This is a genomic window from Shewanella psychrophila, from assembly GCF_002005305.1.
In the GTDB taxonomy this organism is placed as follows: Bacteria; Pseudomonadota; Gammaproteobacteria; order Enterobacterales; family Shewanellaceae; genus Shewanella; species Shewanella psychrophila.
On record NZ_CP014782.1, the window covers coordinates 3,932,302 to 3,947,007 of the forward strand.

8 protein-coding genes and 2 pseudogenes are annotated in these 14,706 nt (G+C 45.0%); 1 reads left to right on the forward strand and 9 read right to left on the reverse strand.

Going from position 1 to position 14,706, the window contains the following annotated elements; genetic code table 11:
• Positions 1-169 precede the first annotated feature (169 nt).
• Positions 170-1,315 (forward strand): annotated as a pseudogene (locus sps_RS16845) (IS3 family transposase).
• A 17-nt stretch (positions 1,316-1,332) separates the two neighbouring features.
• Here the strand turns inward: sps_RS16845 and sps_RS16850 are convergent.
• The 9 genes and pseudogenes from sps_RS16850 to sps_RS16890 form a co-directional block, all read right to left on the reverse strand.
• A pseudogene (locus sps_RS16850) lies at positions 1,333-2,307 on the reverse strand (IS256 family transposase); the annotation flags it as partial.
• Positions 2,308-2,451: 144 nt separating this feature from the next.
• The gene (locus tag sps_RS16855; RefSeq protein ID WP_077753570.1) at positions 2,452-2,631 is read right to left on the reverse strand and encodes a hypothetical protein; all 180 of its coding nucleotides are present in this window, start codon (positions 2,629-2,631) and stop codon (positions 2,452-2,454) included.
• A gap of 480 nt (positions 2,632-3,111) precedes the next feature.
• Positions 3,112-5,142, reverse strand: coding sequence for a PhoX family protein (locus tag sps_RS16860; RefSeq protein WP_077755737.1), 2,031 nt, complete (start codon positions 5,140-5,142; stop codon positions 3,112-3,114).
• 282 nt (positions 5,143-5,424) lie between these two features.
• Entirely contained in the window at positions 5,425-6,414 is a 990-nt protein-coding gene (locus sps_RS16865) for an XdhC family protein (RefSeq protein ID WP_077753571.1), read from the reverse strand.
• Positions 6,401-7,633, reverse strand: coding sequence for a c-type cytochrome (locus tag sps_RS16870; RefSeq protein WP_077753572.1), 1,233 nt, complete (start codon positions 7,631-7,633; stop codon positions 6,401-6,403). The genes sps_RS16865 and sps_RS16870 overlap by 14 nt, the downstream gene beginning before the upstream one ends.
• Entirely contained in the window at positions 7,630-8,163 is a 534-nt protein-coding gene (locus sps_RS16875; RefSeq protein ID WP_077753573.1) for a (2Fe-2S)-binding protein, read from the reverse strand. The genes sps_RS16870 and sps_RS16875 overlap by 4 nt, the downstream gene beginning before the upstream one ends.
• Positions 8,160-11,000: a xanthine dehydrogenase family protein molybdopterin-binding subunit gene (locus tag sps_RS16880; protein WP_077753574.1), complete on the reverse strand. Its 2,841-nt coding sequence runs from the start codon at positions 10,998-11,000 to the stop codon at positions 8,160-8,162. Before sps_RS16880 ends, sps_RS16875 begins: the two co-directional genes overlap by 4 nt.
• A 439-nt stretch (positions 11,001-11,439) precedes the next feature.
• Positions 11,440-12,840 (reverse strand): Re/Si-specific NAD(P)(+) transhydrogenase subunit beta, encoded by a 1,401-nt coding sequence (gene pntB, locus sps_RS16885; RefSeq protein ID WP_077753575.1) that lies wholly within the window; start codon positions 12,838-12,840, stop codon positions 11,440-11,442.
• A gap of 14 nt (positions 12,841-12,854) precedes the next feature.
• Positions 12,855-14,402: a Re/Si-specific NAD(P)(+) transhydrogenase subunit alpha gene (locus tag sps_RS16890; protein ID WP_077753576.1), complete on the reverse strand. Its 1,548-nt coding sequence runs from the start codon at positions 14,400-14,402 to the stop codon at positions 12,855-12,857.
• Positions 14,403-14,706 lie beyond the last annotated feature (304 nt).

The following is a 14,706-nucleotide window of genomic DNA, read 5'->3' on the forward strand; positions in this document are numbered from 1 at the left end:
AACCTACCCTAAAAATCAAACATACCGCAAAACTGAACCTTTAAATAACTGTCCAAAAGTATGGGATGAGTATCAACTTAATAATAAAAACATTGAAGCATAGTGATAAGTCCCTAGAACAGTAAACACTTCATAGAGTTATAATAAACCAAAAAACATGAGGTGTTACATGCGCGGAAAACGATATCCTGAAGAGTTTAAAACCGAAGCTGTTAAGCAGGTCACTGAGAGTGGTCATCAAATCGCCGTGTGGCAGAAAGATTAGGCATCACTCCCAAAAGTCTGCACAACTGGATTAACAAATTTGATAAGCCAGAAAAGCAACACATTACTATTGATAATCAGCAAGACGAAATACCTAAACTTAAGGCAGAACTACGCAAAACAATATATTAGAATATATGTTGCATTGACCGATTGAGTCTACAGACGTGTACTTTGCAAGCGAGTCAAAGAAAAGTACACGTTCATAAAGTCTAGGCTCAAGCAGTATCCAGTGAAAACCTTATGCGAACACTTGATGTCCACCGAAGTGGTTTCTATGCCTGGCTGAAAGAACCTCAGAGTCGTAGAGTTACTGAAGATCAGCGGTTGCTGGGTAAGATTAAACAGTTTTGGCTGGAAAGCGGCTGTGTATATGGCTACCGAAATATCACTTGGACCTTAAAGACAATGGTGAGACTGTTGGTAAGAATCGTATGAGAAAGGCTGAAATTAAGGCTGTGTGAGGCTATAAGCGCAACCCAAACTTTGGTGGAGTGATGTTAGCCATACAGCAGCTAGCACGTTAAATAGAGGCTTTGACGTCGCTGAACCCAACAAGGTTTGGGTGACCGATTTTACTTATATTCACACTCATGAAGGCTGGCTTTATCTCACTGTTGTGATCGACCTGTTCTCACGACAACTTTTCGGTTGGACAATAAAAATCACAGCTAGGACTGACCTAGTTATTGATGCACTACTGATGGCTGTATGGAGGCGAACACCAACAGAAAAGGTGCTCATACATTCCGATCAAGGTGTGCAATATTCCTGCTCAGATTGGCGTAGTTTTCTTAAAGATCACAATCTTGAAGCCAGTATGAGTCGAAGAGGAAATTGTCATGATAATGCTGTAGCTGAGAGTTTCTTCTCGCTGCTGAAGAAAGACAGGGTAAAGCGAAAAGTCTACAACACCAGAGATGAAGCACGTTCTGAAATATTTAACTATATCGAATATTTCTATAATTCAGTGCGGCATCATGGTAGTAATAACGGACTGTCTCCGATGAAATTCGAGAGGCGGTATTATGAGAAGCTAGAAAGTGTCTAGAAAACTTGGGCTTACCAGTCATCATTTGGAAAGAGCTTACGATTCTTGATTGCTTTCCTGATCACACTGTTTAATGACTCGATAGCATTGGTTGTATAGATGGCTTTCCGGATGTCTTGAGGGGAATTAAATTGCGTATTAAGATTAGCCCAGTGCCTGTGCCAGGATACTGGGATATTTAGCGTCCTATTGCTCTCCAAAACGTTCTAAATTAAGCAACACTTCCTCTTTGGTAAATCCTCTTTAAATCAGTTGTCACCGCCTTGTTATCTTTGTACGGCACAAACTTCATCGAGTTTCGAACCATTATAGACGATGCAAAGCTGAATTTGAGTGTTTGGGAACACGGTATTTATGGCATCTGGAAAACCTTTTAGACCGTCAATACAGGCGATGAGGATTTCTTTGAGCTCACGATTTTGAAGTTCTGTCAGCACATTTAACCAAAACTTAGCGCCCTTGTTCTCAGCTATCCACATGCCAAGCAACTCTTTATGGCCTTCGAGGCTAACACCAAGTGCGAGGAAAATAGCTTTGTTGATGACCTTACTGTTCTCCCTGATTTTAACCAAAATACAGTCAAGGTAAACGATAGGATACACAGGTTCTAGCGGACGAGATTGCCATTCGACGACACGCTCGAGGACTGAGTTAGTGACGCGAGAAATTCGCGTTGGTGATATCTCTGCGCCATACATCTCATCAAAGGTATCGACAATATCTCGTGTCGTCATTCCTTTCGCATAAAGATGTAAAATTATGTCATCCATCGAGGTGAAGCAGCTTTGGTTCTTTTTAACCATCTCAGGCTCAAAGCTACCATTTCGGTCACGGGGAGTGTCTAACTCGAAGCATCCATCTTCGGTCTTTATTTGTTTGTAGGAGTGGCCATTGCGGTTATTACCAGCCGCGACCTTCTCGTTTTTTTGATAGCCTAAGTGATGATCGAGTTCAGCATTCAATGCGGCCTCAACAGTGACTTTGGTAAGCATACGGCGTTGTACAAGGACTTCTCTAATAAAGAAATATCCCCGCCTGTCAGAGTCAGAACCAAGGGATATCAATCGGCATCTAGCTCCTAGTTTCCTAGCTCTTAAAACTAATGTTAAACGGAACTAATGCCTAAAAGATGAAGGTTAGTTATAACCGCGCACATAGTTCCAGGTCACATCGTCACTCATGTTAGCTTCGATATTATAAGCTTGGTATTCTTTCTTAATGGCACTCACCATTGAAAACTCACCAAAGCCTTCTATCTGGTCATTCAGGTGATTATTTTGATCGTTCTTTAACACTACTTTTTTTGAATTATTCATAATACATCCTCATTAATACTAATACTTTCACAACTAGGTCAGCTTAAGGAAGATTTAGCGCTTCGCTCTTATACCAATAAATAATAGGTACTAAATAATTCCAACTGATAAAATAATTAGACAATAAACTCAGCCATTGTTAAATATGTAACATTAAAACTTAAGTTTGAACACAATAAAACTTAAGTACTAACAGCAGTGAGTGCCTAACCAACATTACACCATCGTATAAAATATTCAACAGTCAATTTAATCAATTTGTATCGAGAATGTAGTTTGAGTGGGGCTTTAGGGCTTAGCTCTGGTGATAATGGGACGAATGAGAATGTACTGATATGAATGTTCCGAAGGACAATCAGGCAGTGGCTAGATGCCACCACCTAAAAGTTTAACTGTTTACTGCTATCAATTAACTAATTAGCTTAGATCTAAGCTGTGAGATAGCCGCTTGATATGCGCTATAAGTTTCATTCTGGTGTACTAAACGCCAATCTCACCACCATCATCTTTGCGAATGATCACTGTAGCAGAGCGAGGGCGGACCACCTCTCCTTGCGGAGTTTCTGCAGTGGCATCCATACTATAGGGCCAATTGCCTGGGTGCTGAACATTCAAGAAACAGTTTTTCTGATCTGGGGTAAAAGTGAGACCCGTTATCTCACACCCGTTAGGGCCGACAAAGAAACGTCGTAATTCACTTTGATTATCGCCATGGATGATGTCAGCCTTGCCGTCCTTATCAACCAGTTGAGTGGGAATAACCGCCAGCATCTGATCGTTGGTCTTATCTTTAACTTCCATCGCTCCGCTATTATCCGTTTGTACCCAAAGTATGCCACGGGCATCGAACGCTAAACCGTCGGGGCAGGCGAATTCATTCGATTCGGTTAAGCCAGATAAATTCACGCCATCAGCGCCGTCGGAGGGAGCACCAAATACAAATATATCCCAGTTAAACTCATTGCTCGCTTCACTGTCGTTCCAACGAATAATATGACCAAACTTATTATCCACTCTAGGATTGGCAACATTGGTTTCATCACGCTTAGTATTATTGGTCAGTGTCAGGTAAACGGTGCCGCTAATGGGGTCTACTGTAGTCCACTCGGGGCGATCCATTGGAGTTGCGCCAACTAAGTCTGCCGCCCCTGCTGTATTAAGAATGATCTCAGCCAATGAGCTAAAGTGATCACCGAGGGTACCACCTGCTTTAGTTTCACCATCCAAGGTTAACGCTAACCAATGGCCCATACCATCTTCACTAAAACGCGCCACATACAAGGTGCCTTTATCCATGTACTTAGCCCCGACGGTTAATCTATCACTGCGGTCGGCATCGGCAGGATCCCACACGGCTTCAGAGACAAACTTGTAGATGTATTCGAAACGCGCATCATGGCCCGAATAGAAACTGATGGGCTTGCCCTCCTCCACCTTGCCATAAGCACAACCTTCGTGGCGGAAACGCCCCAGAGCGGTACGTTTAACGGCAACAGATTGTGGGTCATGAGGATCAATCTCGACAATATAGCCGTAACCATTGGCTTCATTTCTGTAATCTTCCAGCGAATTAGTCCCAGTTGGGGTGACATTAAAACGCGCAAACTCGCTTTCTTGCTCACTCTCATCACCAGCAAGATCTTCCCAGCCATAGCGACCACCACTGGTTGAAATACCAATTCTCTGTTGTTGCTCAGATAGCTCACCTGTATTGACAAAATATCCTGGCCAGTTTTCTTCACAGGTCAAATAAGTGCCCCATGGCGTAAACCCATTACCACAGTTGTTAGATGTGCCTCGAGTGCTCTCACCAGTTGGTGAGAACGGCGTTATCAGTTCGCTATGACCTGACAAAGGTCCGGCAATCATCATCTCAGTTGCAGCGGTATAACGACGGTTGTACTCATCGTTTTTTATCACCTGCCAACTACCATCAATAAGCTGAACACGAACAACACTGATACCATGTGCGTTGATCTCTTTTCTGATCTCTTCGGCGCTGTTTCTTAAACCAGAGCTAGGATCGGAGCTTGGCCCATTAGGGTGCAGTGCAGCTGGCTGAATATACTCATGGTTGATACACAACAAGCCATCGGTTGACGATTCATTTAGCGGATAAAAATACATACCATCATGATTTTGACCGACCGAGTTAGCTTGATCTAAGGCTGTATTACTGCCATCACTCTGCCATTCTTGAGCCATATCATTAAGTGGTGTGCCCCAAGGAGCTAACACCTGAGCCGAGTATCCATTAGCAACCACAACACTGTCTTTCTTAGCACAGGCGATGGAATCGAAGCCTAATTTAAGATCAGGTATTGGATCAGGCTTAGTATCATTGCTGCTGAAACAGCCTGTGAGTCCGACACCACTAAAGAGTGAAAATCCGGCGGCGCCTAAGCCCGTTTTTAACATGCTTCTTCTCGAAATATGTTTATCTAAGACATCTGAAAAGGTTTCATTATTGCTTTTGTTATACACAGTTCCATCGTGGGTTGCTTTACTCATAATATCCTCAGTACGACTAATTGCTGACATATTCTGAGCTGAACTCTAATGAGAGTAAGTGACACTAACATGACGGAAAAAGAACATATTTATGACATGAAACCAATTGGCATAATAAAAATATGCGCTCTTAGTGATCGTAATGATATGAAATAAGTTTTAAATAAAGCAGTACCCTATTACTGGGAATAATAAAAATGCCGACCTTGTAGGTCGGCATTGATTCGGCTAACTATCATTAACCGCTCTAGTGTTAGATAGAAACAGCTAAATCGATATGAACTAAACACCAGACTTAGCTAATTTAATGCCATTACGTTTAGCAATCACCTCGGCCATGATTGAAATGGCAATTTCAACGGGCGTTTTACTGCCTATGTCTAAGCCTATGGGCGCATGCAAACGTGAGATATCCTGCTCACTGTATTCACCGATACGCTTTAAGCGTTCAATCCGCGTCGCCGTGGTGCGTTTTGACCCCATGGCACCGATATAGAATGCATCCGACTCAAACGCCGCCATCAAGCCTAAATCATCAACTCTGGGATCGTGTGCTAAGGCAAGAACCACCGAACAGGAATTAACATTCTGCTCGACAAATTGATCCGGTGATTGCCAACTCACATCCACTCCGCCACTGCCTGAGGTATATTCCCAGTCGCCAGCAAGCTCTTTACGAATATCACATATCTTAACTGTGTACCCAGCAAGACGAGCGAGTTGAGCCACATGCTGGCTCACTAGGCTTATCCCCAATAACAAGACACTCCAAGCTTGGCTGTAGTGCAATGATACTAAGTTACCTTCCACTAGCACGGCTTGGTTTGAAGATAGATCTTCAGGTTCAATTCGGCTCAAACCAGACATCAGATTGACCCGGCGGCAATAGCTTCGGCTCGATTGCTCCGCCTTGTACCAAACTGACATCTGATTTATCGATTCTTGACTCGGCTCCAACTTCTCAATCAGCAGACGGATAGTGCCACCGCAAGGTAGCTCGAATACACTGCCCTCTTCGTTATGGTGTTTGCCATAGTCAAACAAGCAAGCAGGTGCAGTAAATTCACCTTGATTAATCATCTTAAGGAATGCCTCTTCGAGACAACCTCCAGAGATAGAACCCGCCCGTGACTTACCGTCGGTCGCAAACAAGGCACCTATGGGTCTTGGTGCAGACCCATAGGTGCTCACAACGGTACAAAGCCATACCTGACGACGCTCAGTAAGCCAGCCCGATACGGTCTCTAATACCGAGATATCAGTGAGCTGCATCGGCAATGCTATCCTCAATTTTATCTACCCACTCCTGAACCTGAGACTCAGTTAAATCCGATGGCTGCTTAGTCCATACCTTACGTATGTAGTTAGTCAGCTCGGTTAACTGCTTCACATTCAATGTGTCACGATAAGACGGCATGGCATAGAAACCATGGGTATGGCTGTATCTCTGCTCCTCTACGCCATTAAGCATCACAGACAAGGTATTGATTGGAATCGCCTTATCTATGGTGGCATTGGCAATCAATGCCGGACTGACATTCGGCTTGCCTTCACCATTGATACCATGGCAACCGGCGCAATACCCTTTATAGAGATCGTAACCAGGATCTGATTTGTCATGGCCATTAAAGGTATCGCTCTTTGCCGCCACTTCACCATCGTTATCCAATAAATAGCTAGTTACAGCCGACATATCGTCCTTGGTTAGATGGCTAAAACTGTGAAAAACCACCGGATACATGCCCGCAAACACGGTGCCTTTTCTCGAATAGCCTTTACGCAGCACATCGTCGAGATCTTGCTTAGTCCAGCCCTGACGGTTTAGCTCTTTCGGAGTAATATCCGACGCCTCGGCTCCACCGATAAGCTCGCCCTCAAAGTGTCTGGACTGATCCATGGCGAACATGACATCTCTTGGGGTATGACACTCACCGCAGTGGCCTAGGCCATTGACGATGTAACTGCCTCGATTCCACTTTTCACTCTTATCAGCATTAGCCTCGAAAACCTTCGAGTCATGATTAACTAAATTCCAGGCCTTGAGTCCCATACGGATATTAGTTGGGAACATGAGATCATTGTCCCTGTTTTCCTGTTTCACCGGTTTAGTGCTCATAAAATAGCGATACAGGGCCTCAATATCATGATCTTTCAGTAGGTGATAAGAGGTGTAAGGCATAGCTGGATAGAGGTTTCCCTTAGGGGCTATACCATCACGCATGGCATCAGTGAAATCTTCTAGGCTGTAATGACCTATACCAAACTCTTCATCTGAGCTGATATTGGTGGAATAGACGATGCCAAATGGGGTGGTAAATGGCAGACCGCCACCATTGGCCTGACCCTCATCGATAGTATGGCATGCGGTACAGTCACCAAGTTTCGCAAGATACTTTCCCTGCTCGACCAGCTCATTTTCCGTGGCATTAGCTGTCAGTGGTAAGGCCAAAAACAGAGCCGATAATTTAAGTAGATTAACATTCATCTTCATGGGCGAGTGAGTCCTTCTGTCGATAAGATTAACTCTTTCACTGCCTTGTAGTACTTAACATACCCAGTACAGCGACACACGTGATCGCCTAAGGCTTTCTCGATAACGGTTTCAATCTCATTCACACGAATTGGCATCAGTTTTAATTTCTCAACCAAAACTGTTGTCTCATTGACGAAACCTGAGGTACACCAACCACACTGGAAAGAGAAGTTCTCAATAAAGGTTTCCTGTACAGGAGACAGCTTGATGATCTCACCAAACTCATTTTCCTTGGCATGACCTTCAATGGTTCTGATCTTCTTACCATTGAATCTCGACACCCCATTAATACAGGTACGTACGGATTCACTGGTGCCATCTTCGTTATCGACGATCACAGTACAGGCATGACAAACACCTACCCCACAACCAAATTTAGTCCCCGTCATATTCAGATGTTCATGAAGAAATTCGATCATCATGACATCGTCACTGGTCTCAATTGGACCTATGGCTTTGTTGTTAATACTCAGTGCAATTGTACTCATGATAATGCCTTCTTAATCTCTTTCTTACTGATAGGTAGATGATAAAAACGTGTCCCTATTGCCTGATAGACTGCTTCCACAATAGCCGGAACGATAGGGATCATCACCACCTCCGCCATGCCCTTGGTCGGATCTGACTCCGACAACGGCGGCAATATGGTATGGGTTAAATTCCACACTCCCACATGCTTAGCTAAGGGAACCTGATAACGGTTGAGGTTCCAGGTACCATTACCCGCGCCTTCTTCACCCAATGGCAGGTACTCATGCAGCGCATGGCCCAGCCCCATTACCAAGCCACCTTCAATCTGGCCTTCGACTAACTTCTCAACGATAACCCGGCCACATTCCAGCCAAGTATGGGTGGCTAATACTTCCACCTCACCACTGCCTTCTTGCACGGCAATTTCACATAGGGTGGCGCACGGCGCATAGTAAGTTACCATGGCATGATTCATGCTCGTGGTTGGGTAGTTAACTCGAGTTCTGTCGAGTAAGTGATAACCTGTATCCCCCATCAAGGCTTGCTTGCTTTCATTGGCACCACTGCCGTATTGAAGCGCTAAGGCATCGATAGACAATTTGTTGCTCTTACCTTCGATGACAAACTCACTCTCGGCCCAAGACCAGCGATTAAATGCGTGAACCATCACTCCCGTCACGAGTCCCATGGTGTGGGCTTTATGAGCAAGAATATCGATAGACAATGGCGGGTAACCTGCCGCCGTTAACTTACCGTCAACCCAATGGGCATTTTTAATGTCGGTAAAGTCAGGAGTCGCATGGTCATTATTGAAAAATTTCGTTCGCCAGATCTCAATTGCAGCTGGCCATAAGCCTTGTTCGAACACGATTTTAGCCGCAATACTTGTGGTGTGACTCTGGAAATAAGATGATTGAGATGCCGAAGAGGCCATCGCGATAGACGGCGTCCAGCGAGGATCTTTCTGCATCTCATCTTGCTTATCTTGGGAGATAAAATAGGGAGAGTCGGTCTCTTTGAGCTTCATCACATCCCAAAGCGTGATCTCTCCGAGGAAGACTTCATCGGCCATGTTACCCAAATGCTGTTGAACCAGTGTGCCTTGAGAAGTATCGGTGCCGGTTCCCATCTCCATAGAAGCCAAACGAACAACAATCTTGCCTTCTTTAGTGATAGAAACTTGGGTCGAAGGTGCATTGGCCCCGGTGCCATAATCTTTGGTGACTATGCCAAAGCCTACGCCATATTTTTTACCCGGATTCTTCGCTTCAAACTGCTGTTTTTTCTGTTCGCGATTAACCCAGATATCATGCTTACGAGCCAGCTCCAACATCTCCTGGTAACGCATTGCCCCATTAGGAATGGCGCCCTGAGTATTACGATAACCAGGCTGCATGATATTGGCGAGCCTGAGATCGAAGGGGTCGACATTGAGTTTCTCGGCCGACTCATTGACCATCATTTCCATGGATGACATCGACTGCAAGGTGCCATAACCTCGCATGGAACCACAGTCTGGATTTTGCGAAGGATGGGCCACGGCAGTGATATCATTTTGCGGCAGGTAATACACGCCTTGCAGTGCACTAGCCCCCACCATAGTCACTGAACCGGTAAAGTTTAAGCGTCCACCGCCATCAATCACCATGTCTGAAATTAATGTTTTAAATTTAAGGGTTTTCTTATCGATGGCCAGCTTATGGTGCATCTTAAACGGATGACGCTTCAACCCCGCCTGAAATTGCTCGAATCTATCGTTAGCGATATGTACAGGCTTATCACTGAGCAGGGATGCCATCAGACCATAATAAGGAAATATAGAGTGATCTTTTGCACCGAAGCCGCCGCCAATGAAGGGAGAATGTACCACTAACTTAGTGATCTGCCCCTTATATTGACTATGTTCAATCATCTCACCGGCTTGCAAATAAAAATCATGGGGAGATTGAATGGTTAGCACAGTATGTAGGGTGCCGCTGGTGCGATCGAACCAGCCATTAAATGCCTCAGGCTCCATCATCATGGGCTCGATAGACTGAGTCTGATAATCTTGCTCGAAGATAAACCAATCTTCTTCGTCCATCTTTTTCGCCATTTGATCGGCATAATAAATGGCGCGCTGACCCGTTGAACCGGATTTATTACCATCTGTCGGCCAGACCGCCTGATGATCGACATAATCAGGGAAAAATAGCCCGTCGCTCAAGGTGCTGTAGTTATCCACGCCATTGGCACCATTTTCACCTTCAGAGCGGACGATACGCCAACTGGCCAAGGGATCTTTGCTTGCTGTGGTTAATGGCGTTTTCTCACCATAAATTATGGCACTATCACTAAACTGTAATCTGGTTTTAGCGGCTTTAAAGGAAGCAAAATTATTGAAAATCAACAGGGCCACGGCGTGACCTAAATAATCAGGCGTTTGTCCTTTGGCTAGCAGCATCTTATCGCCGAAAAAGCCCGGTAATTTAATGCCCGCATCCTTCAGCGTTGCCGATGTGATAACTTGGCTTGGCTTAGCATTTACAGGGATGGCCGAAAGGTCGATGCCTTCGAAGCGGTGATCCGCCTTATTAGCACGTAGAATAAAGCCATAGTGCTGAGTATCGGGCCAGCCATCCATGTCCATGGCGCGATAATCGCGGCCATAAATCTTCTGGCCGGTGACTTTAGCCACGCCATCTAGGCGAAACTTAGGCTTCCCCGCCCCTTTCCACTGCTCCATCAACTCATCAGAAACTATTGCCGCCTTAGCCTTGCCTGCATTAAACAACATAGGCGCACTGTACACGGCGACTCCGCCCACCACACACTGCTTAATAAACGAGCGACGTGAAAGATCGAATCTAGACATAGTCTTTCCTTTTGTATTTATTTTTTTCAGGCACGCCTAATCCATCGAGTTAACTAAAAGAAGTAAATTCGGAAAAGTCTTTAATCGGAAAAGTTCATCATGAAGCTGACGGTTAATTTTCTATAGGATTGGCATAGTACATACTCGTGCTTAACACTAGGAATCTAAGTTAGAAAACGCCGAGTACCAAGTAAGTATATTGATATAAATCACATTTACCAGTAAAAACACGGCATGAAACAGACGTGATTAACTCGATCGGAATAGATTATATCTATTGAGTATTGATTTAAATCAACTTTTTAAGGTTCAGTTAATAAAAGAAATTGTAAATTTTATTGCAATAAAAAAAGCCAGTCATCTCTGACTGGCTTATATCGATTCACACTTAGGTTAGTGTTTGAACATATGCGCTTATGCTAATTTATGCTAATTTATGCTAGATACTGGCTAAAATCTTAGAGACAGTTTCCTTAGCATCGCCAAATAACATCTCAGTGTTATCTTTGAAAAATAGTGGGTTCTGGACCCCGGCATAACCGGTCGCCATAGAACGCTTGAAAACCACGACATTATCGGCGTTCCACACTTCGAGTACCGGCATACCCGCAATCGGACTGCCAGGCTCTTTCGCTGCAGGGTTGACCGTATCGTTCGCTCCGATAACCAGTACAACATCGGTATTGGCGAAATCATCATTAATCTCATCCATTTCCATCACTATGTCGTAAGGCAGTTTTGCTTCAGCCAACAAGACATTCATGTGACCAGGAAGACGGCCCGCAACCGGATGAATAGCGAAACGCACCTGCACACCTCGGTCTCGCAATTTCTTGGTTATTTCAGCAACTGGGTATTGAGCCTGAGCCACCGCCATGCCATAACCCGGTGCGATGATAACGCTGCGTGCATTTTTCAGCATCTCAGCCACATCTTCAGCCTGTGTTTCACGATGCTCACCTTGCTCACCATCGCCGATAACAACAGTGCCACCTTCGGCACCGAAACCACCTAAGATCACTGAGATAAATGAGCGGTTCATAGCTCTACACATGATATAAGACAGAATCGCACCCGAGCTACCCACTAATGCACCAGTAATGATCAGCAGATCGTTACCTAGCATGAAACCAGCTGAAGCCGCCGCCCAACCCGAGTATGAGTTAAGCATGGAAACAACCACTGGCATATCGGCGCCACCGATAGCAGAAACCAAGTTATAACCAAATACAAACGAGATAGCCGTCATGATAACTAAGGCTGTAATAGCATCAGTCTGCATGTAGTAAATACCAAGAGTCACAGATGCAACTAGCATGGCAAGGTTAAGCCAATGAGCGCCAGGCAAGGCTTTAGGGGTACTCTTTACTAAGCCACGAAGTTTAGCAAAGGCAACGATTGAACCGGTAAAGGTAACCCCCCCGATAAAGATCCCTAAGAAGACTTCCACGTCGTGAATGGTCTTAGCCACAGAGTCAATGTGCCCCGTAACAGCATCCATCAAGGCGCCGTGATCTAAAGCGCTCGAGAAGCCTACTAATACAGCGGCCAGTCCCACGAAACTGTGTAAGATAGCCACAAGCTCTGGCATCTCAGTCATCTCGACTTTTAGTGCCAGACGGATACCGATCACAGCACCTATAGCCATGGCACCGGTGACAATCCAACTATTATCACCAATTTGAGTACTGGCAAGTGTTGCAACAATCGCCACCACCATACCTATGATACCCAAAAGGTTACCGCGCTGTGCGGTTTCTTGTTTACTTAAGCCTGCGAGACTAAAGATAAACAAGACTGCTGCGATAAGATATGCAGCACTTAATAATCCTATAGACATATTGATCTTTTCCCTTAGTCTTTACGGAACATTTTCAGCATACGCTGAGTGACGGTGAAACCACCGGCAATGTTAATTGAGGCGATCAATATCGCAATCCCCGACAATACCAAAACAGCAGTATTGTCACTGTTCATCTGCACCAGAGCGCCCACAACAATAATGCCACTAATGGCATTGGTTACACTCATTAGAGGCGTATGCAATGAATGACTCACGTTCCATACCACGTAGTAACCCACGACGCAGGAGAGCACAAACACACTGAAATGCTGAATGAAATCAATTGGTGCCGAATTGGCAATCAAGCCAAACAGACCCGCAGCGACGAGGGCAAGCCCAGGTTTAATCCACGGATTCTTAGGCTTAGGTTCAACCACTTCGGTAGCAGCTTCTTCTACCTTAGCTTTGGGCTGAGCACTGACTTGAATCACTGGCGGTGGGAATGTGATTTCCCCTTCCTTCACAGCTGTCAAACCTCGGATAACCTCATCATCGAAATTAATCTCATAGTTACCGTCTTTCTCAGGCACCATGATTTTAAGTAAATTAACTAAGTTAGTACCGTATAGCTGACTGGCTTGAGTCGGCAGTCGACGGGAAAGCTCGGTATAACCGATAATGGTCACATCGTTAACCACTGCCACTTCACCCGGTACAGTCAATTCGCAGTTACCGCCATTGGCCGCCGCAAGATCGACAATCACACTGCCTGGCTTCATTAAGCCAACCATATCTTCTAAAATAAGTTTCGGCGCAGGCTTACCAGGTATCAATGCTGTCGTGATGATAATGTCGACATCTCTAGCCTGTTGACGGAACAGCTCCATCTCTGCATCGATAAATGCCTTACTCATCACCTTGGCATAACCGTCACCAGAACCAGATTCCTCTTCGAAATCCAGCTCCAAAAATTCGGCGCCCATGGAATTAATTTGCTCTTTCACCTCGGGACGAGTATCGAAGGCTCGCACTATGGCACCTAAGCTCCCCGCCGCGCCTAAGGCTGAAAGACCGGCGACACCGGCACCGATAATCAAGACTTTTGCCGGCGGCACTTTACCCGCCGCCGTGATTTGCCCGGTGAAGAAACGTCCAAAATGGTTGGCGGCTTCGATAACGGCACGATAACCATCGACATTGGCTAAAGAACTACGAGCATCGAGAGATTGAGCACGTGAAATACGTGGCACCATATCCATAGCAAGTAGATTAATACCTTTAGCCTTGAATTTTTCCAATAGGTCCGGGTTCTGAGCTGGCCATACAAAACTTGCCACTGTCGCACCGGCTTTTAATAGATCGGCCTCGTCAACACCCGTATCACTATTGATAGTCGGCGCATTCACTTTCAGTATGAGATCGGCTTGAAATGCATCTTCAAGGCTAACAATCTCGGCGCCAGCTTCTTGATACGCTTCATCTTTGAAGTTTGCTTGTGCTCCGGCACCGCTTTGTACAACAACACTGAAGCCTAATTTCTTAAGCTGTATCACAGTGGCTGGTGTCGCGGCTACCCGGCTCTCCTGCGCGAGGATCTCCCTTGGTATTCCGATTTTCATAGTGTCTTCCTGGTGTCGATAGTGATGTATTCTAATGCAGATCCCTAAGATATAAACTCAGTCACGCAATAGCGATTATTTTTAGTTCGTTTAGGTATAACAAAACAACGTATAGGGTCAAAGCACAATTAAGCATGTTGCTAAATGTTCACAAAACCAATCAACAATACCAAGATATTTGCGTTGTGGGTCAATAAAATTTGAGAATTGGGGCTGAGGTCAATTAAATTTTTGATAATCTATGATGGTGTGGGGCTGTCAATCGCATTCGGATATTAGTTATTTACAATAGTTATCAAATTCA

What these genes read in the sequence shown, in the direction of transcription:
- sps_RS16855 (WP_077753570.1), bottom strand. Translation starts at nt 2,631, where the DNA reads ATGAATAATTCAAAAAAAGTAGTGTTAAAGAACGATCAAAATAATCAC.
- sps_RS16860 (WP_077755737.1), bottom strand. Translation starts at nt 5,142, where the DNA reads ATGAGTAAAGCAACCCACGATGGAACTGTGTATAACAAAAGCAATAAT.
- sps_RS16865 (WP_077753571.1), bottom strand. Translation starts at nt 6,414, where the DNA reads ATGCAGCTCACTGATATCTCGGTATTAGAGACCGTATCGGGCTGGCTT.
- sps_RS16870 (WP_077753572.1), bottom strand. Translation starts at nt 7,633, where the DNA reads ATGAAGATGAATGTTAATCTACTTAAATTATCGGCTCTGTTTTTGGCC.
- sps_RS16875 (WP_077753573.1), bottom strand. Translation starts at nt 8,163, where the DNA reads ATGAGTACAATTGCACTGAGTATTAACAACAAAGCCATAGGTCCAATT.
- sps_RS16880 (WP_077753574.1), bottom strand. Translation starts at nt 11,000, where the DNA reads ATGTCTAGATTCGATCTTTCACGTCGCTCGTTTATTAAGCAGTGTGTG.
- pntB (WP_077753575.1), bottom strand. Translation starts at nt 12,840, where the DNA reads ATGTCTATAGGATTATTAAGTGCTGCATATCTTATCGCAGCAGTCTTG.
- sps_RS16890 (WP_077753576.1), bottom strand. Translation starts at nt 14,402, where the DNA reads ATGAAAATCGGAATACCAAGGGAGATCCTCGCGCAGGAGAGCCGGGTA.